This window comes from Micrococcus sp. HOU01, from assembly GCF_035609305.1.
In the GTDB taxonomy this organism is placed as follows: Bacteria; Actinomycetota; Actinomycetes; order Actinomycetales; family Micrococcaceae; genus Micrococcus; species Micrococcus luteus.
The window spans coordinates 1983497-2007472 of sequence record NZ_CP141211.1 but is presented as its reverse complement, the minus strand read 5'-3'; the positions used below and the strand labels follow the sequence as shown (position 1 = coordinate 2007472).

19 protein-coding genes and 1 pseudogene are annotated in these 23976 nt (G+C 73.9%); all 20 read left to right on the top strand.

Annotated elements, in window-relative coordinates; translation table 11 throughout:
• Window positions 1–35 precede the first annotated feature (35 nt).
• On the top strand, window positions 36–1652 hold the full coding sequence (locus SOY78_RS09185) for a carboxyl transferase domain-containing protein (protein WP_324701456.1): 1617 nt from the start codon (window positions 36–38) through the stop codon (window positions 1650–1652).
• A gap of 7 nt (window positions 1653–1659) precedes the next feature.
• The gene (locus tag SOY78_RS09180) at window positions 1660–3801 is read left to right on the top strand and encodes an acetyl/propionyl/methylcrotonyl-CoA carboxylase subunit alpha (RefSeq protein ID WP_317676431.1); all 2142 of its coding nucleotides are present in this window, start codon (window positions 1660–1662) and stop codon (window positions 3799–3801) included.
• A gap of 15 nt (window positions 3802–3816) precedes the next feature.
• Window positions 3817–5004 (top strand): acyl-CoA dehydrogenase family protein, encoded by a 1188-nt coding sequence (locus tag SOY78_RS09175; protein WP_317676430.1) that lies wholly within the window; start codon window positions 3817–3819, stop codon window positions 5002–5004.
• A gap of 1 nt (window position 5005) precedes the next feature.
• Window positions 5006–5536, top strand: coding sequence for a MaoC family dehydratase (locus SOY78_RS09170; protein WP_324701455.1), 531 nt, complete (start codon window positions 5006–5008; stop codon window positions 5534–5536).
• A complete protein-coding gene (locus tag SOY78_RS09165) occupies window positions 5533–6408 on the top strand; it encodes an HpcH/HpaI aldolase/citrate lyase family protein (RefSeq protein ID WP_141843219.1) in 876 nt (291 codons plus the stop codon). Before SOY78_RS09170 ends, SOY78_RS09165 begins: the two co-directional genes overlap by 4 nt.
• A 202-nt stretch (window positions 6409–6610) precedes the next feature.
• Window positions 6611–6985, top strand: coding sequence for a DUF485 domain-containing protein (locus SOY78_RS09160; protein WP_041104222.1), 375 nt, complete (start codon window positions 6611–6613; stop codon window positions 6983–6985).
• A complete protein-coding gene (locus tag SOY78_RS09155; protein ID WP_324701454.1) occupies window positions 6982–8604 on the top strand; it encodes a cation acetate symporter in 1623 nt (540 codons plus the stop codon). Before SOY78_RS09160 ends, SOY78_RS09155 begins: the two co-directional genes overlap by 4 nt.
• 139 nt (window positions 8605–8743) lie before the next feature.
• Window positions 8744–9979, top strand: a complete 1236-nt coding sequence (gene dxr / locus SOY78_RS09150) for a 1-deoxy-D-xylulose-5-phosphate reductoisomerase (protein WP_181743484.1) — start codon at window positions 8744–8746, stop codon at window positions 9977–9979.
• A complete protein-coding gene (locus SOY78_RS09145; protein WP_216880334.1) occupies window positions 9976–11343 on the top strand; it encodes a M50 family metallopeptidase in 1368 nt (455 codons plus the stop codon). Before dxr ends, SOY78_RS09145 begins: the two co-directional genes overlap by 4 nt.
• Before the next feature lie 111 nt (window positions 11344–11454).
• Window positions 11455–12352 (top strand): annotated as a pseudogene (locus SOY78_RS09140) (IS5 family transposase).
• A 22-nt stretch (window positions 12353–12374) separates the two neighbouring features.
• Window positions 12375–13352, top strand: coding sequence for a hypothetical protein (locus SOY78_RS09135; RefSeq protein ID WP_235186489.1), 978 nt, complete (start codon window positions 12375–12377; stop codon window positions 13350–13352).
• Between the two features lie 128 nt (window positions 13353–13480).
• Window positions 13481–14632, top strand: a complete 1152-nt coding sequence (ispG, locus tag SOY78_RS09130; RefSeq protein WP_216880335.1) for a flavodoxin-dependent (E)-4-hydroxy-3-methylbut-2-enyl-diphosphate synthase — start codon at window positions 13481–13483, stop codon at window positions 14630–14632.
• Window positions 14607–15539 (top strand): GNAT family N-acetyltransferase, encoded by a 933-nt coding sequence (locus SOY78_RS09125; protein ID WP_324701453.1) that lies wholly within the window; start codon window positions 14607–14609, stop codon window positions 15537–15539. The genes ispG and SOY78_RS09125 overlap by 26 nt, the downstream gene beginning before the upstream one ends.
• 122 nt (window positions 15540–15661) lie before the next feature.
• Window positions 15662–17488 carry a proline--tRNA ligase gene (locus tag SOY78_RS09120; RefSeq protein WP_216880412.1) on the top strand — a complete coding sequence of 609 codons (1827 nt, stop codon included), beginning with the start codon at window positions 15662–15664 and terminating at the stop codon, window positions 17486–17488.
• A 43-nt stretch (window positions 17489–17531) separates the two neighbouring features.
• Window positions 17532–18281: a sulfite exporter TauE/SafE family protein gene (locus tag SOY78_RS09115; RefSeq protein ID WP_324701452.1), complete on the top strand. Its 750-nt coding sequence runs from the start codon at window positions 17532–17534 to the stop codon at window positions 18279–18281.
• A gap of 130 nt (window positions 18282–18411) precedes the next feature.
• Complete coding sequence (gene rimP / locus SOY78_RS09110) at window positions 18412–18999, top strand: ribosome maturation factor RimP (RefSeq protein ID WP_216880410.1); 588 nt, start codon at window positions 18412–18414, stop codon at window positions 18997–18999.
• 1 nt (window position 19000) lies between these two features.
• Window positions 19001–19987 (top strand): transcription termination factor NusA, encoded by a 987-nt coding sequence (nusA, locus tag SOY78_RS09105; protein WP_180537166.1) that lies wholly within the window; start codon window positions 19001–19003, stop codon window positions 19985–19987.
• A 42-nt stretch (window positions 19988–20029) separates the two neighbouring features.
• Window positions 20030–20371 carry a YlxR family protein gene (locus SOY78_RS09100; RefSeq protein WP_180537167.1) on the top strand — a complete coding sequence of 114 codons (342 nt, stop codon included), beginning with the start codon at window positions 20030–20032 and terminating at the stop codon, window positions 20369–20371.
• 191 nt (window positions 20372–20562) lie between these two features.
• Complete coding sequence (infB, locus tag SOY78_RS09095) at window positions 20563–23409, top strand: translation initiation factor IF-2 (protein ID WP_324701451.1); 2847 nt, start codon at window positions 20563–20565, stop codon at window positions 23407–23409.
• 80 nt (window positions 23410–23489) lie between these two features.
• Window positions 23490–23942, top strand: a complete 453-nt coding sequence (gene rbfA / locus SOY78_RS09090) for a 30S ribosome-binding factor RbfA (protein WP_036336697.1) — start codon at window positions 23490–23492, stop codon at window positions 23940–23942.
• Window positions 23943–23976: the final 34 nt, after the last annotated feature.

The following is a 23976-nucleotide window of genomic DNA, read 5'->3' as shown; positions in this document are numbered from 1 at the left end:
GGTTCAGTTAGTCGTCATTCACTGAAGGGGGTCCCATGACCGCCAGCACCCCGGCCCCGGCCGCGCAGTCCGCGCCCACCGTGGCCGAGCGCAACGCGGCCGGCCACGCCCGGCTCGAGCAGGAGCTCGCCGACCTCGTCGCCCGCACGTCGCTCGGCGGGCCCGAGCGTTCGCGCGAGCGCCACACCGGCCGCGGCAAGCTGCTGGTGCGGGACCGCATCGACGCGCTGCTCGACGAGGGCTCGCCCTTCCTCGAGGTCGGCGCGCTGGCCGCGCACGGCCTGTACGACGGGGACAGCCCCGCCGCGGGCGTCGTGGCGGGCATCGGCCTGGTCCACGGCCGCCTCGTGATGGTGGTCGGCAACGACGCCACCGTGAAGGGCGGCACCTACTACCCCATGACGGTGAAGAAGCACCTGCGGGCCCAGGAGATCGCCCTGGAGAACCGCCTGCCGTGCATCTACCTCGTGGACTCCGGCGGCGCGTTCCTGCCCCGCCAGGACGAGGTCTTCCCGGACCGCGAGCACTTCGGCCGCATCTTCCGGAACCAGGCGCTGCTCTCCTCGCGGCGCATCCCGCAGCTGGTCGCGGTGTGCGGCTCCTCCACGGCGGGCGGCGCGTACGTGCCGGCCATGTCCGACGAGACCGTGATCGTGCGCGAGCAGGGCACCATCTTCCTCGGCGGCCCCCCGCTCGTGAAGGCCGCGATCGGGGAGGACGTCTCGCCCGAGGACCTCGGCGGCGGCCGGCTGCACGCCGAGCGCTCCGGCGTCGCGGACCACCTGGCGGACGACGACCTGCACGCCATGCAGATCCTCCGGGACATCGTGGCCACCCTGCCCCCGGCCGAGGCGCCGGCCTGGGAGGTCGCCCCCGCCGCGGAGCCCGCCAAGGACCCGGCCGAACTGACCAGCGTCGTGCCCGTGGACGTGAACACCCCCTACGACGTGCGCGAGGTGATCGACCGCCTCGTGGACGGCGGCTCCGTCCACGAGTTCAAGCCCCTCCACGGCACCACCCTGGTCACCGCGTTCGCGCGGATCGACGGCCATCCCGTGGGCGTCCTCGCCAACAACGGCATCCTGTTCGGCGACTCCGCCCGCAAGGGTGCGCACTTCATCGAACTGTGCGACCAGCGCGGCATCCCGCTGCTGTTCCTGCAGAACATCTCCGGCTTCATGGTGGGCCGGGACGCGGAGGCCGGCGGCATCGCGCGCGACGGCGCCAAGATGGTCACCGCCGTCGCCACCGCCCGCGTGCCCAAGCTGACCGTGGTGATCGGCGGCTCGTTCGGCGCCGGCAACTACGCGATGTGCGGCCGCGCCTACTCACCCCGCTTCCTGTGGATGTGGCCGAACGCGCGCATCTCCGTGATGGGCGGCCCGCAGGCCTCCTCCGTGCTCACGCAGATCAAGCAGGACCAGCGGACCGCCGCGGGGGAGGAGCCGATGTCCCCCGAGGAGGTCGAGGCCTTCCAGGCGCCGGTCCGCCGGCAGTACGAGGACCAGGGCAGCCCCCTGTACTCCACCGCCCGCCTCTGGGACGACGGGGTGATCACCCCCGGCCAGACCCGCCGGGTGCTCTCCCTGGCCCTCGACGTCATCTCCCGTTCCCCGCTGCCGGACTCCCGGTTCGGCCTGTTCCGCATGTGAGGCACCCGTGACCGAGAACCACGCCCAGGGGACGCCCCTGTTCGACACCGTGCTGGTGGCCAACCGCGGCGAGATCGCCGTGCGCGTCCTCCGCACCCTGCGCCGCCTCGGCATCCGCTCGGTGGCCGTGCACTCCGACGCCGACGCCGACGCGCGGCACGTCCGCGAGGCGGACACGGCGGTCCGCCTCGGCCCGGCCCCGGCTCGCGAGTCGTACCTGGACATCGACGCCGTCGTCGACGCCGCGCGCCGCACCGGCGCGCAGGCCGTGCACCCCGGCTACGGCTTCCTGTCCGAGAACGCCGACTTCGCCCGCGCACTGGACGCGGCCGGCATCGTGTTCGTGGGCCCTCCCGTGGCCTCGCTCGACGCGATGGCGGACAAGATCCGCGCGAAGGAGACCGTGGCCGCGTACGACGTGCCGGTGGTCCCCGGCATCCAGGACCCCACGCTCACCGACGAGCAGATCACGGCCGAGGCCGAGCGCGTCGGCTTCCCGCTGCTGATCAAGCCCTCCGCGGGCGGCGGCGGCAAGGGCATGGTGGCCGTGCGCGCCGCCGAGGAGCTGCCCGGCGCCCTCGCCTCGGCCCGGCGCACGGCGCGCTCGGCGTTCGGCGACGACACCCTGCTGCTCGAGCGGCTCATCACCGCGCCCCGGCACATCGAGGTGCAGGTGTTCGCGGACGCCCACGGCGCCACCGTGCACCTGGGTGAGCGCGAGTGCTCCCTGCAGCGCCGCCACCAGAAGGTGATCGAGGAGGCCCCCGCGCCCCTGCTGACCGGGCTGGCGCACGGGGCCGAGCTCCGCGAGCGCCTGGGCCGGGCCGCCGTGGACGCGGCCGTGTCCGTGGGCTACCGCGGTGCCGGCACCGTCGAGTTCCTCGTCTCGGACGAGAACCCGGATGAGTTCTTCTTCATGGAGATGAACACCCGCCTGCAGGTGGAGCACCCGGTCTCCGAGGAGGTCGTCCGGGTGCGCGGACAGCGCCTGGACTTCGTGGAGCTGCAGCTGCGCATCGCCGCGGGGGAGCCGCTCGGCTTCGCCCAGGCGGACGTGACCCTCGACGGCGCCGCCGTCGAGGCCCGCGTCTACGCGGAGGACCCCGCGAACGGCTTCCTGCCCTCCACCGGGCCGGTGCTGCGCTGGCGCGAGCCCGCCGGCGAGGGCGTCCGCGTCGACACGCTCCTGCTGCCCTCCCGGCCGGCCGAGGAGCGCGCGTTCGGCTCCGGGCCGCAGGCGCGGCCCGCCACCGCCGTCGGCGCCGTGGACCCCGTGGACGTCGACGGCGCTCAGCCCGAGATCACCGGCTTCTACGACCCGATGATCGCCAAGCTCATCACCCGCGGCGCCGACCGCACCGAGGCCCTCGAGCGGCTCGACGCCGCGCTCGCGGACACCGTGCTGTTCGGCGTCCGCTCCAACCTGGGCTGGCTGCGCGAGCTCGCTGCCCGCACGGATGTGCGGACCGGCCGGCTCACCACCGAGCTGATCGACGGCCTCGAGGCGTGGACCGCCCCCGCGCTGCCCGAGGACCTCGCCGCCCTCGCGGCCGAGGCCCTGGCCGACGTGTCCGAGGACGCGGCCGCCGCCGAGCAGCGCGCGGCCGGCACCGCGTGGGCCCGGGCGGACGGCTGGCGCGGCGCGGGCGCCCCGCAGCCCGGGATGCGCGTGCGGGTCGGGGACGAGGACCGCATCCTCACCGCCCCCGCCGCCGACGCCGAGGTGGACGAAGACGCCGGAGCCCTGGCGGGCGTCAACCTCCTGGCCGGTGACCCGCGGGACCCACGCTCAGCGTGGCTGCACCGCGACGGCGCCGCGTGGCAGGTCCGCCGCCTCACCCGGGCCGAGGTGGTCGAGGCCGCCCGCGCGGCCGCGGCCGCGCGTCGTGCCCCGGCCGGCGCAGCGTCCCCCGAGGCCCGCACGCCCATGCCGGGCACCGTCGTCGCCGTGTCCGTGGCCACCGGGGACACCGTGGCCGCGGGCCAGGAGCTGGCGGTGGTCGAGGCCATGAAGATGGAGCACCCCGTCACGGCCGCCGTCGCCGGCGTCGTGACCGTCCACGTCGCCGAGGGCGACGCCGTGGCCGCGCAGGCGTTGATCGCCGTCGTCGAGCCCGCCGAGCACGCAGCACCCGCAGAGAACACCTGAGAACAGGAGAGGACCATGAGCACCAAGCACCGCACCCTGCCCGCCCTCGAGGAGGACTACCAGGTCCTCTCCGACACCGTCCGCGAGTTCGCCGACGAGGTCGTGGCCCCGGTCTCCGCCGAGCTGGACGCCCAGCACGAGTTCCCGTACGAGATCGTGGCCCAGATGGGCGAGATGGGCCTGTTCGGCCTCCCGTTCCCCGAGGAGTACGGCGGCATGGGCGGCGACTACTTCGCCCTGGCCCTGGCGCTCGAGCAGCTCGGCCGCGTCAACCAGTCCGTGGCCATCACCCTGGAGGCCGGCGTCTCCCTGGGCGCCATGCCGCTGCTGAAGTTCGGCACCGAGGAGCAGAAGCAGCGCTGGCTGCCGGACCTCGTGGCCGGCACGCACCTGGCCGGCTTCGGCCTCACCGAGCCGGGCGCGGGCTCCGACGCCGGCGGCACCCAGACCACCGCCGCGCTCGAGGACGGCCAGTGGCGCATCAACGGCGCCAAGGAGTTCATCACCAACTCCGGCACGGACATCACCTCCCTCGTCACCGTCACCGCCGTGACCGGCACGGTGGAGGGCAGGACCGGCCACGACGGCCGCCCCGCCAAGGAGATCTCCACGATCCTGGTGCCCGCCGGCACCGAGGGCTTCTCCGTGGCCAAGGCCTACGACAAGGTCGGCTGGAACTCCTCGGACACCCACGCCCTGCACTTCACGGACGCGCGCGTGCCGGAGGAGAACCTGCTGGGCGCCCGCGGCCGCGGCTTCGCCCACTTCCTCGAGATCCTGGACGAGGGCCGCATCGCCATCGCGGCCCTGGCCACCGGCGCGGCCCAGGGCTGCGTGGACGAGTCGGTCGCCTACGCCAAGCAGCGGACCTCGTTCGGCCAGAAGATCGGGCAGTTCCAGGCCGTGTCCTTCAAGATCGCCCGCATGCAGGCCCGCGCGCACGCCGCCCGCCTGGCCTACTACGAGGCCGCCCGGAAGATGCTGGCCGGCAAGCCGTTCAAGACCGAGGCCGCCATGGCCAAGCTGATCGCCGGCGAGGCCGCCATGGACAACGCCCGGGACGCCACCCAGGTGTTCGGCGGCTACGGTTTCATGAACGAGACCCTCGTGGCCCGTCACTACCGCGACTCCAAGATCCTCGAGGTCGGCGAGGGCACCACCGAGGTGCAGCTCATGCTGATCGCCCGCGAGCTGGGCCTCTGACGTGCCGGAGCGCGTCGAGATCGAGCAGCGGGGCCGCTACGCGGACGAGCTGGCGGTCGGTCAGGTCTACCTGCACCGGCCCGGCCGCACGCTCACCGAGGCGGACAACGTCCTGTTCACCACCCTCACCATGAACCCGCAGGCCCTGCACCTGGACCACGCGTACGCGGCGGCCCAGCCGTTCGGCCGACCGCTGGTCAACTCGATGCTGACGCTGTCCACCCTGGTGGGCCTCGCCGTCGGGCAGACCACGCAGGGCACGCTCGTGGCCCAGCTCGGCCTGGGGGAGATCGCGTTCCCGAAGCCGGTCTTCCACGGGGACACGCTCTACGGGCGCTCCGAGGTCACCGCGATCCGCGAGTCCTCCTCGCGGCCGGGGCAGCGGATCGTCACGTTCGCGATGACGGGGGAGAACCAGCACGGCGGCGTCGTCGTCCGCGCCCAGCGCACCTGCCTGATGTGGACCGCGCAGGCGCACGCGGAGGCCAAGGCGAAGGCCGCCGACGCCGCAGGCACGGGGGAGCGGGCATGAGCGCGCTGACCCTCGGACCGGCCGTCATGTTCACCCCGGCGGACCGCCCCGAGCGGTACGCCACGGCGCTCGAGCGCGCGGACGCGGTGATCCTCGACCTCGAGGACGCCGTCACCCCGGAGGCCCGGCCCGCCGCGCGCGACGCCGTCGCGGCGGCCTGGGCGGGGCGGGCCTGCGGGGTCGACGGCGGCCCGCTGGACGGGGACCGCGTGGTGGTCCGCGTGAACCCCGCGGGCACCGCGGACCACGACGCCGACCTGGCCATGCTCGCCGGGACGGGCTGGCGCACGCTCATGCTCGCCAAGGCCGAGTCCGCCGCGCAGGTGGACGGGGTCGTCGCCGCCCTCGGACCGCAGACCCGCGTCGTCGCCCTGTGCGAGACCGCGGCCGGGATCCTCGCCGCCGCCGAACTGGCCGCCCACCCGCACGTGGGTGCGCTGATGTGGGGCGCCGAGGACCTCGTGGCGTCGATGGGCGGCAGCTCCTCCCGCACCCCCGGGGGCGCCTACCGCTCCGTGGTCCAGCACGCCCGCGCGACGGTGCTGCTGGCGGCGGCCGCGCACGGGGTGGCCGCGTGGGACGCCGTCCATCTGGACCTCGTCGACGAGGCCGGGCTGGCCGCCGAGGCCGAGGACGCCGTCGCCCTGGGCTGCACCGCGACCGTGTGCCTGCACCCGCGCCAGGTGCCCGTCGTGCGCTCCGCCTACACGCCCGCCCCGGAGGCCGTCGAGCGCGCCCGGCGCGTCCTCGCCGCGGCCGAGGGGCGGCACGGGGCCTTCGAGCTGGACGGGGCGATGGTCGACGAGGTGGTCCTCGCCCAGGCTCGCGCGCTCCTGCGCCGCGCGGACACGCCCCGGCCGGGCAGCGCCTGACCGGCTCCTGGGCGGCTCCACGCCCCGGCGGCCCCGTGCCGTCGGGGCGCGTCCGCGTCCGCACGGCTGCGCCCCGGGGCTGTCACACGGGCGCACGGCCCCGGGGCGCGCTTGACGGCGCACCCCTCCGCCCGCCAGAGTGTGGTTGTCATCACAGTGATCTGTCTCACACTGATCCGTCCTACGCACCCCCGGAGGGCCCATGTCATCCAGCGAGCCCACGGCGCCGGTCCCCACGGCCGCGCAGTTCCGCGCCGCGCAGCAGTCCGAGGAGTTCATCGAGCTCCGGCGCACCCACCGATCCTTCGCCTTCCCCATGACCGTGGCGTTCTTCGTCTGGTACCTGGTGTTCGTGATCGTCGGCGCGTTCTTCCCCGAGTTCATGGCGATCCGCCTCGGCGGCAACATCACCCTCGGCCTGATCCTCGGCCTGCTCCAGTTCGTCACCACGTTCCTGATCACCTTCGCCTACGTCCGTTTCTCCAACCGGACCCTGGACCCCCGCGCCACCGCGCTGCGTGAGCGCCTCGAGCGCGAGGCCGCCGGCGCCCACGAGAACCCCGAGGCCACGCGATGAGCGCGCTCACCCCCCTGCTCCAGGCCGCCCCGCAGACGGTCGGCAACCCCGCCGTGAACATCGGCATCTTCGTCGCCTTCGTGGTGGTCACCCTCGTGATCGTGATCCGCGCGTCCAAGACGAACGCGTCCTCGGCCGACTACTACGCCGGCGGCCGCGGCTTCTCCGGCACCCAGAACGGCACGGCCATCGCGGGTGACTACCTCTCCGCGGCCTCGTTCCTGGGCATCGTGGGCGCGATCGCCCTCTACGGCTACGACGGCTTCCTCTACTCGATCGGCTTCCTCGTGGCGTGGCTCGTGGCCCTGCTGCTGGTGGCCGAGCTGCTGCGCAACACCGGCAAGTTCACCATGGCGGACGTGCTGTCCTTCCGCCTGCAGCAGCGTCCCGTGCGCATCGCCGCCGCCTTCGGCACCATGGCCGTCTGCCTCTTCTACCTCCTGGCCCAGATGGCCAGCGCCGGCGGCCTGGTGTCCCTGCTGCTGAACATCAACGACCGGGCCGGCCAGGCCCTCGTGATCGTGATCGTGGGCGTGCTGATGATCGTCTACGTGCTGATCGGCGGCATGAAGGGCACCACCTACGTGCAGATCATCAAGGCGATCCTGCTGATCGCCGGCGCGGGGATCATGACCGTGTGGTCGCTGGCCCTGTTCGGCTTCGACTTCAACGCCCTGCTGGGGGCCGCCGTCGAGATGAACCCGAAGGGCGAGGCGATCCTCGAGCCGGGCCTGCAGTACGGCGCCAGCGCCCTGACCCGCCTCGACTTCGTGTCCCTGGGCATCGCGCTCGTGCTCGGCACCGCCGGCCTGCCGCACGTGCTCATGCGGTTCTACACGGTGCCCACCGCCAAGGAGGCGCGCAAGTCCGTGGTGTGGGCCATCGTCCTCATCGGCGCGTTCTACCTGTTCACCCTCGTGCTGGGCTACGGTGCCGGCGCGCTGATCGGCCCCGAGCGCATCACGGCCGCGCCCGGCGGGCAGAACTCCGCGGCCCCGCTGCTGGCGTTCGAGCTCGGCGGCTCCATCCTGCTGGGCCTGATCTCGGCGGTCGCGTTCGCCACCATCCTCGCGGTGGTCGCGGGCCTGGCCATCACGGCGGCGGCGTCCTTCGCCCACGACGTGTACGGCTCCGTGATCGCCAAGCACCCGCTCACCCCGCAGGAGGAGGTGCGGATCGGCAAGATCACCGTGGTGGTGATCGGCGTCCTGGCGATCGTCGGCGGCATCGCCGCCCAGGGCCAGAACGTGGCGTTCCTCGTGGCGCTCGCCTTCGCGGTGGCGGCCTCGGCGAACCTGCCGACCATCCTCTACTCCCTGTTCTGGCGGCGCTTCACCACCCGCGGCGCGGTGTGGTCGATGTACGGCGGACTGCTCTCCGCGATCATCCTGATCGTCCTGTCCCCGGTGATGTCCGGGACGCCGACCTCGATGATCCCGGGCGCGGACTTCGCGGTGTTCCCGCTGAAGAACCCGGGCATCGTCTCCATCCCGCTGGCCTTCTTCCTCGGCTGGCTCGGCTCGGTGACCTCGTCGCGCGCCGAGGACCCCGACAAGCAGGCCGAGATGGAGGTCCGCTCCCTCACCGGCATCGGCGCCGAGAAGCCGGTGCAGCACTGATCCGCGGCTGACCCGGTCCCACGGGGGTCGGCGGGGCGGGATGTCGCGGCGCGGCGTCCGTCCGGTCGGCCCCCCGTCCGTGTCCAGGCCCGGCTGGCATCATGGCGGGGTGACGCACGGATCCCTCACCGACTACACGCTGCCCGCCCCCGCCCCGGCGGACGACGACGGCGCCCCGCGCGCCGTCGCCCTGATCGGCTCCACGGGCTCGATCGGCACCCAGGGCCTCGACGTGATCGCCCAGGACCCCGCCCGGCTCCGGGCCGTCGCGCTCGCGGGCGGGGCGAACACGACCCTGCTGGCCGAGCAGGCCGTGCGCTTCGAGGTCGAGGCGGTGGGCTCCGCCGCGGCGGGGGAGGAGGAGCTGCGCGCCGCCCTCGCCGACGCCGCCGCCCGCCTCGGGCGCCCGGCCCCCCGACCCGTGCTGTTCACCGGGCCACGCGCCGCCGAGCAGATCGCGGCGTGGCCCGGCGCCGACACCGTGCTCAACGGGATCACGGGCTCGATCGGCCTGCGGCCCACCCTCGCCGCGCTGCACGCCGGCCACCGCCTGGCCCTGGCCAACAAGGAGTCGCTCATCGTCGGCGGGGCCCTCGTGAAGGCGGCCGCGGCGCCGGGCCAGCTCGTGCCGGTGGACTCCGAGCACTCCGCGCTCGCGCAGGCGCTGCGCGGGGGCACGGCGGACGAGGTCCGCCGCCTCGTGCTCACGGCCTCGGGCGGGCCGTTCCGCGGCCTGGACCGCGCCGCCCTGCACGCCGTCACGCCCGCCCAGGCCCTCGCCCACCCCACGTGGGACATGGGCCGCGTCGTCACCACCAACTCCGCCTCCCTCGTGAACAAGGCCCTCGAGGTGATCGAGGCCCACCTGCTGTTCGACGTGCCCCTGGACCGGATCGACGTCGTGGTCCACCCGCAGTCCGTGGTGCACTCGATGGTCGAGTTCGTCGACGGGTCCACGCTCGCCCAGGCCTCCCCGCCGGACATGCGCCTGCCCATCGCCCTCGGGCTGTGCTGGCCGCGCCGGCTCCCGGGCGCGGCCCCGGCCTGCGACTGGACGCGGGCGGCCACCTGGACCTTCGAACCCCTCGACGAGGAGGCCTTCCCCGCCGTGCGGGCCGCGAAGGAGGCGGCGGCCGCCTCGCCCACCCACATGGCCGTGTTCAACGCCGCCAACGAGGAGGCGGTGGACGCCTTCCACGCCGGCGCCCTGCCCTTCGACGGGATCGTGGACACGGTCCGCGCCGTCGTCGCCGACTACGCCCCCGAGCACGTGCTCGCCGCGGCCGGCCACGACCCCGCGCCCGCCGCGCTCACCGTGGACGCCGTGCTCGCCGCCGAGGCCTGGGCGCGCCGTGCGGCGCGGGCCCGCTGGTGACCGTCGTGGAGATCCTCTGGTACGTCGCGGGCGTCCTCGCGGTCGCACTGGGCCTGGCGGTCTCGATCGCCCTGCACGAGGTCGGCCACCTCGTCCCGGCCAAGCTCTTCGGCGTGCGCGTCACGCAGTACATGATCGGCTTCGGCCCGACGCTCGTCTCGTGGCGCCGCGGCGAGACGGAGTACGGGTTCAAGGCCGTCCCGCTGGGCGGCTACGTCGCGATGATCGGGATGCTGCCCCCGCCGCGGCCCGGGCAGACACCCCGCACGGCGTCCACGGGCTTCGTCCAGCAGCTGGGCCGCATGGCCGACGACGCGCGGGCCCAGGCCGCCGAGGAGGTCCGCCCCGGCGACGAGCACCGCCGCTTCCTCGCCCTGCCGGTGTGGAAGCGCGTGGTGATCATGCTCGGCGGGCCGTTCATGAACCTGCTCATCGCGCTGGGCGTCACCGCCCTGCTGGTCACGACGGTGGGCACCTCGCAGCCGAGCACCACCGTCGCCGAGGTCTACCGGTGCGTGGTCACGACGCAGGAGCAGCAGGCCCGCGCCGCCTCGGGCGGGACCGAGGACTGCCGCCCGGGCGACCCCGCCGGGCCCGCCCACGAGGCGGGACTGCGCCCCGGGGACACGGTGGTGGCCTTCGACGGGCGCCCCGTCTCCGACTGGGACGCCCTGTCCGCGGCGATCCGCGAGCGGGCCGGGCGGCCCACGTCCATCGAGTGGGTGCGCGACGGCGAGCGCGACTCCGCCACGATCACCCCGCGGCTGACCCAGCGGCCGGTGACGGACGCCGTCGGCCGGCCCGAGCGCGCCCCGGACGGGTCCGCGCTCACCCAGGAGGTCGGGTTCATCGGCATGGGCTCGCAGATCGAGACCGTGCGCGGCACGCCCCTGGACGCCGGGCCCCTCGTCGCGCAGCAGGTGCGCGGCGTCGTCGACGTGGTCCTCGTGCTGCCCCAGCGGCTGTGGGACACCGCCGTGGCCGTGGTGACCCCGGCCGAGCGCGACCCGGACGGGCCGATGTCCGTGGTGGGCGTGGGCCGGATCGCCGGCGAGGCCGCCTCCCTGGAGGAGGCCACGCTCGTGGACAAGGCCGCCCTGCTGATGTCCCTGATCGCCGGCGTCAACGTGGCGCTCATGGTGTTCAACCTCATCCCGCTGCTCCCGCTCGACGGCGGCCACGTGGCCGGTGCGCTGTGGGAGGCGGTGCGTCGCGGCGTCGCCCGCCTGACCGGCCGGCCCGACCCCGGGCCGTTCGACCTGGCGCGCCTGCTTCCGGTCACCTACGTGGTGGCCGGGGCGATGCTCGTGATGGGCGTGATCCTGATCGTGGCGGACATCGTGGAGCCGGTGCGCCTGTTCTGAGCGTCCGCCGGGTCTCGGGCCTCGCGCATCCGCGCAGGTCAGGGGCGTCTCACGGCGTCCGGCCGCCCGGGCGTCGGCTAGGGCGTGTTGCTAAAGGGTTCGGGGACGTGGATGCGCGAGTCTGGGGTCATGTCGCGTGATGTCATCTCGGACGAGGTCTGGGCCGTGATCGGCCCGCTGTTCCCCGCGCCGAAGTCCACCGGTCGGCCGCCGGTGGATCGGCGCGCGGTGGTCGAGGCCACCGCGTGGCGCTTCCGCACGGGGGCGCCGTGGCGGGATCTGCCCGAGCGGTTCGGGAACTGGAACACGATCTACAAGAACTTCAACCGGTGGGCCGCCCAGGGCGTGTGGGAGCGGGTGCTGGAGAAGACCCAGTCCATGGCACAGCAGGCTGGCGAGCTGGATTGGGTGGCCTCGATCGATTCCACGATCGTGCGCCTCCACCAGCACGGGGCGACCCTGCCCCGCCCCACAGGGGGCTTGGATGAACGACAAGAAGTCAGCGGACGAGCCGGCTGACCATGCCATCGGACGCTCCCGCGGCGGTCTGACGACGAAGAATCATCTGGTCTGTGATGGCAAGGGCAGGGTGCTGGCGTTCGTGGTGACCGGCGGGCAGGTGGCGGACACCTCGATGCTGGCCACCACGCTGGAGCAGATCAGCGTTGCCGGGGCCCGTGGGCGGCCCCGGATACGGCCTGACCGCCTGATTGCAGACAAGGGCTACCCCTCGAAGGCCAACCGGGCCTGGCTGCGCCGGCATGGCATCGCGGCCACGATCCCCGAGCGGGCCGATCAGATCACGCACCGGCGCAGACGCCCGGGCCGGCCGATCGACTTCGGTGAAGACCAGCGCCAGCGCTACCGGGGACGCAATGTCGTGGAGCGGTGCTTCAACCGGCTCAAGCAGTGGCGAGGGATCGCGATGCGTTCGGACAAGTACGCCCGGAACTATCACGCCGGGCTCAGCCTCGCAGCGACACTGCACTGGCTGACTACCCTCCTTTAGCAACACGCCCTAGGCTGGCAGGGTGACCTCCTCCGGCATCTCCCCGTCCCCGAACCCACTGACCCGACGCGCGGCCCTGCTCGGCCTCGGCTCCCTCGCCGCCGGCCTGACCGGCTGCGGCGCGGCGGGCGGACAGGACGGGGCGCCGTCCGCCACGCCGGCCGCCTCGCCGACCTCCGCCACTCCCACCCCGACGCCGACGCCGAGCACGCAGCTGCCCGGCGGCGGCCGCCGGATGTTCCCGGACCGCCGTCTCGTGGCCCTGTACGGCACGCCCGGCGTCCCGCAGCTCGGGCTCCTCGGGGAGCAGGACCTGCCCGCCTCGATCGACCGGGCCCACGCGCTGGCCGAGGCCTACCAGGTCCACGCGGACGAGCCCGTCCAGCCCGCGTTCGAGATCATCACGACGATGGCCACCGCCGACGAGGGCCCCACGGGCGACTACTCGCGGCCCGTCCGGCGGGACCGGCTCGAGGAGTGGGTGGCCGGGGCGGGGGAGGCCGGGGTGCACGTCATCCTGGACCTGCAGCCCGGCTTCGCGGACTTCCTGACCCAGGCCCGGGAGTTCGAGGACCTGCTCAGCGAGCCCCACGTGGGCCTGGCCCTCGACCCGGAGTGGCGTCTGCGCCCGGGCCAGATGCACATGGAGGACATCGGCCAGGTGACCGCGGCCGAGGTCAACGAGACCAGCCAGTGGCTCGCGGAGCTCGTGGCCCGCGAGGAGCTGCCGGAGAAGATCCTCATGCTCCACCAGTTCCGCCTCACCATGATCGAGGAGCGACCCGACATCGTGGACCGGGACGGGCTCGCGCTGGTGCTCCACGCGGACGGCCACGGGCACCCCGCACTGAAGATGAACACCTGGGAGTGGCTGCTCAAGGACCTGCCGGAGCACTGGTGGATGGGGTGGAAGAACTTCCTCGACGAGGACACCCCCATGTTCACGCCCGCCGAGACCATGGCGGTGGAGCCGCGTCCCTGGTTCGTCTCCTTCCAGTGACCGGGTGCACGGGCCCCGGCCCTCGGCCCGCACCCGGGTCCGGGCCCTAGGATGGGCCTCAGACCGGCGGCCCGCAGCCGCCACCCCCGAGAACCGTGAGGAGCGCTGCCGTGCCCGTCAGCCTTGGAATGCCGTCCGCCCCGCCGCCCGTGCTGGCCCCGCGCCGCACCACCCGGCAGATCCGGGTGGGCTCGGTGGGCGTCGGCTCGCAGCACCCCGTCTCGGTGCAGTCGATGACCACCACCAAGACGCACGACATCGGCGCGACCCTGCAGCAGATCGCCGAGCTCACGGCCGCCGGCTGCGACATCGTCCGCGTGGCCTGCCCCACGGACAAGGACGCCGAGGCCCTCAAGGTCATCGCCCAGCAGTCCACCATCCCCGTGATCGCGGACATCCACTTCCAGCCGAAGTACGTGTTCGCGGCGATCGAGGCCGGCTGCGGCGCCGTGCGCGTGAACCCGGGCAACATCAAGAAGTTCGACGACAAGGTCAAGGAGATCGCGCAGGCCGCCTCGGACCACGGCACCTCCCTCCGCATCGGCGTCAACGCCGGCTCCCTGGACCCGCGCCTGCTGCAGAAGTACGGCAAGGCCACCCCGGAGGCCCTCGTCGAGTCCGCCGTCTGGGAGGCCTCCCTCTTCGAGGAGCACGGCTTCAAGGACTTCAAGATCTCCGTCAAGCACAACGACCCGGTGATCATGGCCCGCGCCTACGAGCTGCTCGCCGAGCAGGGCGACTGGCCGCTGCACCTCGGCGTCACCGAGGCCGGCCCGGCCTTCCAGGGCACCATCAAGTCCGCCACCGCCTTCGGCTACCTGCTCGGCCAAGGCATCGGCGACACCATCCGCGTCTCCCTCTCCGCGCCGCCGGTCGAGGAGGTCAAGGTGGGCCTGCAGATCCTGCAGTCCCTGAACCTGCGCGAGCGCAAGCTCGAGATCGTCTCCTGCCCGTCGTGCGGCCGCGCCCAGGTGGACGTGTACACGCTGGCCGACCAGGTCACCGAGGGCCTCAAGGACCTCGAGGTCCCGCTGCGGGTGGCCGTCATGGGCTGCGTCGTCAACGGGCCGGGCGAGGCCCGCGAGGCCGACCTCGGCGTCGCCTCCGGCAACGGCAAGGGCCAGATCTTCGTCAAGGGCGAGGTCATCCGCACCGTGCCCGAGGACCAGATCGTGGAGACCCTCATCGAGGAGGCCAACCGGATCGCCGGTGAGATGGACCTGGGGGAGGACGGCGGTGACCAGGCTGCCGCCGGTGCCCCGGTGGTCTCCGTCCACTGACCGGGAGGTCCGGGCCGCCACGGGTGACCGCGTCCGCCTGCTGACCGACGCGGACACCGCCGCGCTCGCGGCCCTGTCCGCCCGCGCCCCCGTGTCCAACGTGTTCGTGGACTCCCTGCTCGAGGCGGGCCGCCTGGCCGGCCCGCGCGGGGGAGCGGCGGGCACCCTGTTCCTCGGGATCGACGACGACGCCCCGGGCGCCGGGGGGCTGCGCGCGGCCGTCTGGATCGGCTCGAACGTGGTGCCGGTCGCCGCGTCCGAGGCCCCGGACGCCGGCTGGGCGCCGGGCGACGCGGAGGCGCTCGGCGCGGCGGCCGCCGCGCTGCGCCGCCGGTACGGGTCGGTCTACGGCCCGGCCGGTCCCGTGCTGGCCGCCGGCGAGGCCCTCGCCGCCGCGGGCCACCGGTCCCGGTCCATGCGCCCCGACCAGCCGCTGCTCGTGCTGGGCACGGCCGGGGGGATCGACCCGAACCCGTCCGTGGTGCAGGCGCAGCCACGCGACTCCGCGCGCGTCCTGCCGGCCAGCGCGGCGATGTTCGAGGAGGAGCTCGGCTTCTCCCCGTTCGCCGGGGGCGCGGCCCAGTACCGGGACCGGGTCGAGCGGCTGATCCACGCGGGGCGCGTCTTCATCGACCCGGGCCCGCGCGACGCGGGCGGCCCGCTGCGCTTCAAGGCGGACATCGGGCTGCTCTCCTCCCGGTGCGCCCAGATCCAGGGCGTGTGGATGGCCCCCGCCGCGCGCGGCCGAGGGCTGGCGGCGTCGGCGATGGCCGCCGTCGTGGACTACGTGCGCCTCCAGGCGCCCGTGGTCAGCCTCTACGTCAACGCGTACAACACCCCCGCGCTGCGCACGTACGAGCGCGTGGGGTTCGAGCGGCGCGGCACGTTCGCGACCGTCCTGTACTGACCCGGCGGACCCTGCGCGGACGATAGGATCGGCGGTCAGGACGCCGAGCACCCCCGTGCCGGCGTCGTCCCGTCCCGCGCGCCGCCCCCCGACCGCGCGAGCCCGTCCGAGGAGGCCCCGTCATGCCCCTGCGCATGTCCACCCTGTTCCTGCGCACCCTGCGCGACGACCCGGCGGAGGCCGAGGTGGCGAGCCACAGGCTCCTCGTCCGTGCCGGCTACATCCGTCGCGCGGCCCCGGGCATCTACTCGTGGCTGCCGCTGGGCCTGAAGGTGCTGGCCAAGGTGGAGCGGATCGTGCGCGAGGAGATGGACGCGATCGGCGCCCAGGAGGTGCACTTCCCGGCGCTGCTGCCGCGGGAGCCCTACGAGGCCACGGGCCGCTGGGACGAGTACGGCGACGGACTGTTCCGCCTGCAGGACCGCCGGGGCAACGACTACCTCCTGGCCCCCACGCACGAGGAGATGTTCACGCTCCTGGTGAAGGACCTGTACTCCTCGTACAAGGACCTGCCCGCGTACCTGTACCAGATCCAGACCAAGTACCGGGACGAGGCCCGCCCGCGCGCCGGCCTGCTGCGCGGGCGCGAGTTCATCATGAAGGACTCCTACTCCTTCACGGTGGACGACGCCGGCCTGGACGCCGCGTACGAGGCCCATCGGGCCGCCTACCTGCGGATCTTCGACCGTCTCGGCCTCGAGGTCGTGCCGGTGCGGGCCACCTCCGGTGCGATGGGCGGCTCCCGCTCCGAGGAGTTCCTGCACCCCACCGAGGTGGGCGAGGACACCTTCGTCGAGTCCGACGGCGGCTACCGCGCCAACGTCGAGGCCGTCACCACGGTGGCCCCCGCCCCGCTGGACGAGGCGGCCATGGCGGCCCTGCCCGCCGCCGAGGTCAAGGACACCCCGGTCTCCACCACCATCGCCGCGCTCGTGGACGTCGCCAACCAGCTGGCCCCGCGCGACGGCGAGCCGTGGACCGCCGCGGACACGCTCAAGTGCGTCGTGGTCACCGCGGTGGTGGACGGCGGTGAGCGCCGCCCGTTCGTCGTGGGCGTGCCCGGCGACCGTGAGGTGGACCTCAAGCGTCTCGAGGCCTCCGTGGGCCCGGCGCTCGGCGTGGTCGGCGAGCCCACGCTCGAGGCCGCGACCGCCGCGGACCTGGCCGCGCACCCCGCCCTGGTCAAGGGCTACATCGGCCCCGCGGCGGCCGACGCGGTCGAGGGCACCCCGGTCCTCGGCGCGGAGGGCTCTGTCTCGGGCCTGCCCTTCTTCGTGGACCCCCGTATCGCCCCCGGCACCGCGTGGATCACCGGCGCGAACGCGGACCAGCGCCACGTGTTCGGCCTCGTGGCCGGCCGCGACTTCACGTGGGACGGCGTGCTCGAGGCCACCGCGGTGCGCGAGGGCGACCAGGCCCCCGACGGCTCCGGCCCGCTGCACACCCGCCGCGGCATGGAGATGGGCCACATCTTCCAGCTCGGCCGCAAGTACGCCGAGGCCCTCGACCTGAAGGTCCTCGACGTTCACGGCAAGCAGGTCGTGGTGACCATGGGCTCCTACGGCATCGGCATCACGCGCGCCGTCGCCGCGATCGCCGAGCGCTACCACGACGACAAGGGCCTGGCGTGGCCGCGCGCGGTGGCCCCGGCGGACGTGCACGTCGTCGTCGCCACGAAGGGCGAGGACGGCCTCGCCGCCGCCGAGACCCTCGCCGCGGGCCTCGAGGCCGAGGGCCTGACCGTGCTCGTGGACGACCGTCCGAAGGTCAGCCCCGGCGTGAAGTTCAAGGACGCCGAGCTCATCGGCGTGCCCACCACCGTGGTGATCGGCCGCGGCCTGGCCGACGGCGAGCTCGAGCTCAAGGACCGTGCCACCGGCGAGGCGCGCCCCGTGCCCGTGGACGGGGCCGTCGCGGCCGTGCTCGCGGAGGTGCGCGACGGGCGCTGAGTGGTTCGGCGCCGTCGAGCTGACCGCCGGACTGCTCGTCCTCGTGCTCGCCGCGGGCTTCGCGGCGGGGTGGATCGACGCCGTCGTGGGCGGGGGCGGCCTGCTGCAGCTGCCGGCCCTGCTGCTCGTGCCCGGGCTGAGCCCGATCCAGGCCCTGGCCACCAACAAGCTCGGCTCGGTGTTCGGCACGGCGACGTCGGCGCTCACCTACCGGCGGCGCCTGCGGCAGGACCTGTCCACCGCACTGCCGATGGCCGCCGTCGCCTTCGCTGCGGCCCTGGGCGGGGCCGTGGTCGCCGCGCATCTGTCGGCCGGCGTGATCCGGCCCGTGATCCTGGTGGCGTTGATCGCCGTCGCCGTGTTCACGGCCGTGCGCCCGGGCCTCGGGCAGGTCGCCGGCGTGGGACCGGGGCGGAGCACCGCGCTGGCCCGGGCCGTGGCGCTCGGCGCGGCGGTGGGCTTCTACGACGGCGTCCTCGGCCCCGGCACGGGCACGTTCCTCATCCTGGGGCTGGTCCTGCTGCTCAAGTTCGACTTCCTGCACGCCTCGGCACAGGCGAAGGTGGTCAACCTCGCGACCAACCTCGGCGCACTCGCGTACTTCGTGCCCTCGGGGCACGCGGTGCTGGGCCTGGGGCTGCTGCTCGGCGCGGCCAACCTCGTGGGCGGCTACGTGGGGGCCCGCATGGCGATCGCCCGCGGCACCGGCTTCATCCGCGTGGTGTACCTCACGGTGGTGGCCGCGCTCATCGTCAAGGTCGGCGCGGACACCCTCGCCCCGCTGCTGCGCTGACCTCGGCCCGTCCGACCCGGTCGGGAGCACTCGGCCCCGCCGTGGGCCGCCGGTAGGCTCGGCCCCGGATCCCGACCCCGGCCCCCGCCCGCGTGGCGTGGCGGCCCCGACCCGACGAGTGAGGCACCCCATGGACAGCACCGACCGCCGCGACGACCTCGCCGAGCTGCGCACCCGCGTCGAGGAGGCCCTGGCGGCCGACGACGTGGTGGTGGAGCAGGTGCGCGCCACGGGCACCGGCGAGCACCGCACCGTCGAGGTGGTCCTCGACCGCGCGTCGGGCACCCAGGGTCTGAGCCTGGACGACGTCGCCCGCCTCTCCGGCCGGGTCTCCGCCGCCCTCGACGCCCTGGGCGACCACGTGCCCGGCGTCGGCGCGGGGGAGTACCTGCTGGAGGTCACCACCGCGGGCGTGGACCGCCCGCTCACCGAGCCCCGCCACTTCGCCCGCAACGTCGGCCGTCTCGTCGAGGTCTCGGTCGACGGCGCCGCGCCCGTGACCGCCCGCCTGAAGGACGTGACGGACGACGACGTCGAGCTGGCCGTGGTGCGCCCGCCCGCGAAGAAGGGCATGAAGGCCAAGGAGCTGCCCGCCGAGCGGGTCGCCCTCGACCGCCTCGGCCCGGCGATCGTGCAGGTAGAGTGGAGCCCCGCTCAGCAGGCCGGCGACGCCGACGCCGCCGCGGGCGAGGACACGGCCGAGCACACGGAGGCATGAGTTGGACATCGACATGAGCGCGCTGCGCATGCTGGAGGCGGAGCGGGAGATCCCGATGGACCGCCTCATCCCCACCATCGAGCAGGCCCTGCTCATGGCGTACCACCGCACCCCGGGGGCCCTGAAGCGCGCCCGCGTGGAGATCGACCGCGCGACCGGCCACGTCACCGTGTGGGCCACGGAGCTGGACGAGGACGACACGCCCATCGGCGAGTTCGACGACACCCCGAACGGCTTCGGCCGGGTGGCCGCCTCCACGGCGCGCCAGGTGATGATCCAGCGCATGCGCGAGGAGGACGACGACAAGGTCCTCGGCGAGTTCAAGGACAAGGAGGGCGAGCTCGTCTCCGGCGTCATCCAGCAGGGCCTGAACCGCCAGATGGTCCAGGTGAACCTCGGCACCCTCGAGGCCGTCCTCCCGCCGCCCGAGCAGGTGCCCGGCGAGGACTACGCGCACGGCCGCCGGATCCGCGCCTACGTGGTCTCCGCGACGCGCGGCGCCAAGGGCCCGTCCGTCACGGTGTCCCGCTCGCACCCCGGCCTCGTGCGCAAGCTCTTCGAGCTCGAGGTCCCGGAGATCGCGGACGGCTCGGTCGAGATCACGGCGCTGGCCCGCGAGGCCGGCCACCGCACCAAGATGGCCGTGCGCGCCACCCGCCCCGGGGTGAACGCCAAGGGCGCCTCCATCGGCGAGATGGGCAGCCGCGTGCGCGCCGTCATGACGGAGCTCAACGACGAGAAGATCGACATCGTCGACCACGTGGACGACCCCGCCGCGATGATCGCCAACGCCCTCTCGCCCGCCACGACCGTCTCGGTGGAGATCCTCGACGCGGACCAGCACTCGGCCCGCGCCGTGGTGCCGCAGTACCAGCTGTCCCTGGCCATCGGCAAGGAGGGCCAGAACGCCCGCCTCGCGGCCAAGCTCACGGGCTGGCGGATCGACATCGTCGGCGACGGGGTCACCACCTCCGCCCCGGGACGCTGACCGTCCCCGGGAACAGATCCGGGCCCGGACGCGCTAGGATGGATGAGGTCCTTTCTCGATCCGACGCCCGTGAGGGGTGAACGCATGACGTCTCGGACGGTCGTGCGCACCTGCATCGGATGCCGATCGAGGGCGGACCAGCAAGAGCTGGTGCGCGTCGCCCTGGACTCCTCGACGGAACCCCCATCCGTCGTCTGGGACCCGGGACGACGCCGTCCCGGCCGGGGTGCCTGGCTGCACCCCGGCGAGGACTGCCTCCACCTCGCCCTGCGCCGCCGCGCGTTCGGGCGGGCCTTCCGGTCCGCCGTCGACGCCGACGCGCTGGTCCGCACCGCGGAGGCACCGGCTGACAGACCGACAGATGAAGGCGGGTCAGAGATCTGATGCGTACCCGATGAGCACTGAAGCATGAGTGCCCAGCGATGAACTTCACCCCCTGCTATCAGGCAGGCCGTGGTGCGCGTGCCCTGGTGGCGCGCGCGACGGCCTGGAGCAACGTCAACGGTCCCAGGACGCGCTGAGACGGACAGCCCGAGCGGCTCCGTTCCGGCCCGTGGGGCCAGAACAGGAGAACCGTGGCCAAGGTCCGCGTCCATGAGCTCGCCAAGGAGCTCGGCATCACCTCGAAGGAGGCCTTGAGCACGCTCAAGGACCTCGGCGAGTTCGTCAGCTCGGCTTCGTCCACCATCGAGCCCCCGGTGGTCAAGAAGCTGCGCAACGCCTACCCGGGCGCCGGCAAGTCCGCCGCCAAGCCCGGTTCCACGCCCGCCGCCCCGGCCGCAGGCCGTCCCGCCGCGCCCAAGCCGGGCGCCGCCCCGTCGCCGCGCGCCGCGGCCCCCACGTCGAACGCCGGCGCCCCGGTGCCCGGTCCCGCCGCGGGCCGCACCGCCGCGCCCAAGCCGGGCGCCGCCCCGACCCCCGGCCCCGCCGCACCGACGCCGGCCGCCCAGGCCCCGGCCGCCCCGGCCCCCGCCCCGAAGGCTCCGCAGCCGTCGGCCACGCCGGGGTCGGCCGCGCCGAAGCCGGGCGCCGCCGCGCCCAAGCCGGGAGCATCCGCGCCCAAGCCGGGTGCGTCCGCGCCCAAGCCGGGCGCCCCGCGCCCCGGCAACAACCCGTTCAGCCCCAAGGGCGGCTCCGCCGGGCCTCGCCCGGGCGCCCGCCCGGGCGGCCGTGGCGGTGCTCCGCGCCCGGGCAACAACCCGTTCGCCCCCTCGCAGGGCATGCGCTCCGGTCGTGAGGACCGCGCGCCTCGTCCGGGCGGCCCCCGTCCGCCGGCCGGCGCCGGCGGGCCCCGTCCGGGCGGTCCGCGCCCGGCCGCGGGCGCCGGCGGCCCCCGCCCCGGTGGGCCGCGTCCGAACCCGGGCATGATGCCCAAGCAGATCACCCCGGCCCCGCAGCCGGCCCGCGGCCGTGGCCGTCCGGGCGGCGGCCCCGGCGGCGGCCCGGGTCGTCCCGGCGGCCCGGGCGGCCGTGGCGGTCGCGGCAACGCCCAGGGCGCCTTCGGGCGCGGCGGCGGCCCACGCAGGGGACGCAAGTCGAAGCGCGCGAAGCGCCAGGAGTTCGAGCAGCAGCACACGCGTGAGATCGGCGGTGTCAAGGTCCCCAAGGGCGACGGCACCACCGTCCTGCGTCTGCGCCGCGGCGCGTCCCTGGCCGACTTCGCCGAGAAGATCCGCGCCGACGTCGCCGACCTGGTGAAGGTGCTCTTCACCCTCGGCGAGATGGCCTCGGCCAACCAGTCCCTCGACGAGGAGACCTTCCAGCTGCTCGGCGACGAGCTGGGCTACAAGGTCCAGATCGTGTCCCCGGAGGACGAGGACAAGGAGCTGCTGGAGGCCTTCGACATCGACCTCGAGGCCGAGGCGGCCAACGAGGACGAGGCCGACCTCGAGCCGCGCCCCGCGGTCGTCACCGTCATGGGCCACGTGGACCACGGCAAGACGCGTCTGCTGGACGCCATCCGCTCCTCGAACGTCATCGAGGGTGAGGCCGGCGGCATCACCCAGCACATCGGCGCCTACCAGGTGCCCGTGGAGCACGAGGGCGAGCAGCGTCGCCTCACCTTCATCGACACCCCGGGTCACGAGGCGTTCACCGCCATGCGTGCCCGCGGTGCGAAGGTCACCGACATCGCCGTGCTGGTGGTGGCGGCCGACGACGGCGTCATGCCGCAGACCGTCGAGGCGCTCAACCACGCCCAGTCGGCCGGCGTGCCGATCGTGGTGGCGGTCAACAAGATCGACAAGGACACCGCCGCCCCGGACAAGATCCGCGGTCAGCTCACCGAGTACGGCCTCGTGCCCGAGGAGTACGGCGGCGACACGATGTTCGTGGACGTCTCCGCGCGCAACAACATCAACATCGACCAGCTGCTCGAGGCGATCCTGCTCACCGCGGACGCCGCCCTCGAGCTCACGGCGAACCCGCACAAGGCCGCCCGAGGCGTGGCCATCGAGGCCAACCTCGACAAGGGCCGCGGCGCCGTCGTCACCGTGCTGGTGCAGACCGGCACGCTGCGCGTGGGCGACACCATGGTGGTGGGCTCCGCCCACGGCCGTGTGCGCGCCATGTTCGACGAGAACGGCAACGCCGTGGAGGCGGCCGATCCGTCGCGTCCCGTCCAGGTGCTCGGCCTGTCCGCGGTGCCGCGGGCCGGCGACTCGTTCCTCGTCACCGACGACGAGCGCACCGCCCGCCAGATCGCGGAGAAGCGCGAGGCCGCGGACCGCAACGCCCAGCTGGCCAAGCGCCGCAAGCGCATCACCCTGGAGGACTTCGACCAGGCCGTGGCCGAGGGCAAGCTGGACACGCTCAACCTCATCATCAAGGGCGACGCGTCCGGTGCCGTCGAGGCGCTCGAGGACTCGCTGCTCAAGATCGAGGTCGGCGAGGACGAGGTGCAGCTGCGCGTCATCCACCGCGGCGTCGGCGCCATCACGCAGAACGACGTGAACCTGGCGACCGTGGACAACGCCATCATCATCGGCTTCAACGTGCGCCCCGCCGAGCGGGTCGCCGACCTGGCCGACCGCGAGGGTGTGGACATGCGCTTCTACAGCGTGATCTACGACGCGATCGACGACATCGAGAACGCGCTCAAGGGCATGCTGAAGCCGGAGTACGAGGAGGTCGAGCTCGGCTCGGCCGAGGTCCGCGAGGTGTTCCGCTCCTCCAAGTGGGGCAACATCGCCGGTTCGCTCGTGCGCTCGGGCCTCATCCGCCGCAACGCCCAGGCCCGCCTGGTGCGCGACGGCGTGGTGGTCTCCGAGCACCTCAAGATCGAGTCGCTGCGCCGCTTCAAGGACGACGCCACGGAGGTCCGCGAGGGCTACGAGTGCGGCATCGGCCTGGGCAGCTTCAACGACATCAAGGAGGGCGACGTGATCGAGACCTTCGAGATGCAGGAGAAGCCGCGCGTCTGACGGCCGGGGCGGGGGCCCGCACGGGCCCCCGCCTTCCGCGTCCCACCCTCTGAACCATCACCACCGGAAGGAACCGCACCATGGCCGATCCGGCACGCGCCGGCCGCCTGGCCCAGCGCATCAAGGTCCTCGTGGCCGAGGCGCTGCGCCGCGGCGTCAAGGACGATCGCGTGGAGCCCGTCACCGTGACGGAGGTCCGCGTGACCAACGACCTGCAGCACGCCACCGTCTACTACACCGTCCTGGGCGACGAGGCCACGGTGGCCGCCGCCCACGAGGGCATCCAGGAGAACCGCGGCATCCTGCGCCGCGAGGTGGGCCGCGGGCTCACCATCCGCCTGGTGCCCACGCTCGAGTTCGTGGCGGACACCGTCCCCGAGGCGGCCGCACACCTGGAGGACGTCCTCCGCGCGGCCAAGGAGCGGGACGCCGAGCTGGCGAAGGCGCGCGAGGGCGCGTCGTACGCCGGTGACGCGGACCCGTACCGCACCGCCGAGCCGGACGCCGACGCCGACGACGCCCCGCGCGCCTGAGGCCCGCGGCACGGTGAGCGCACGCAGCACCGGG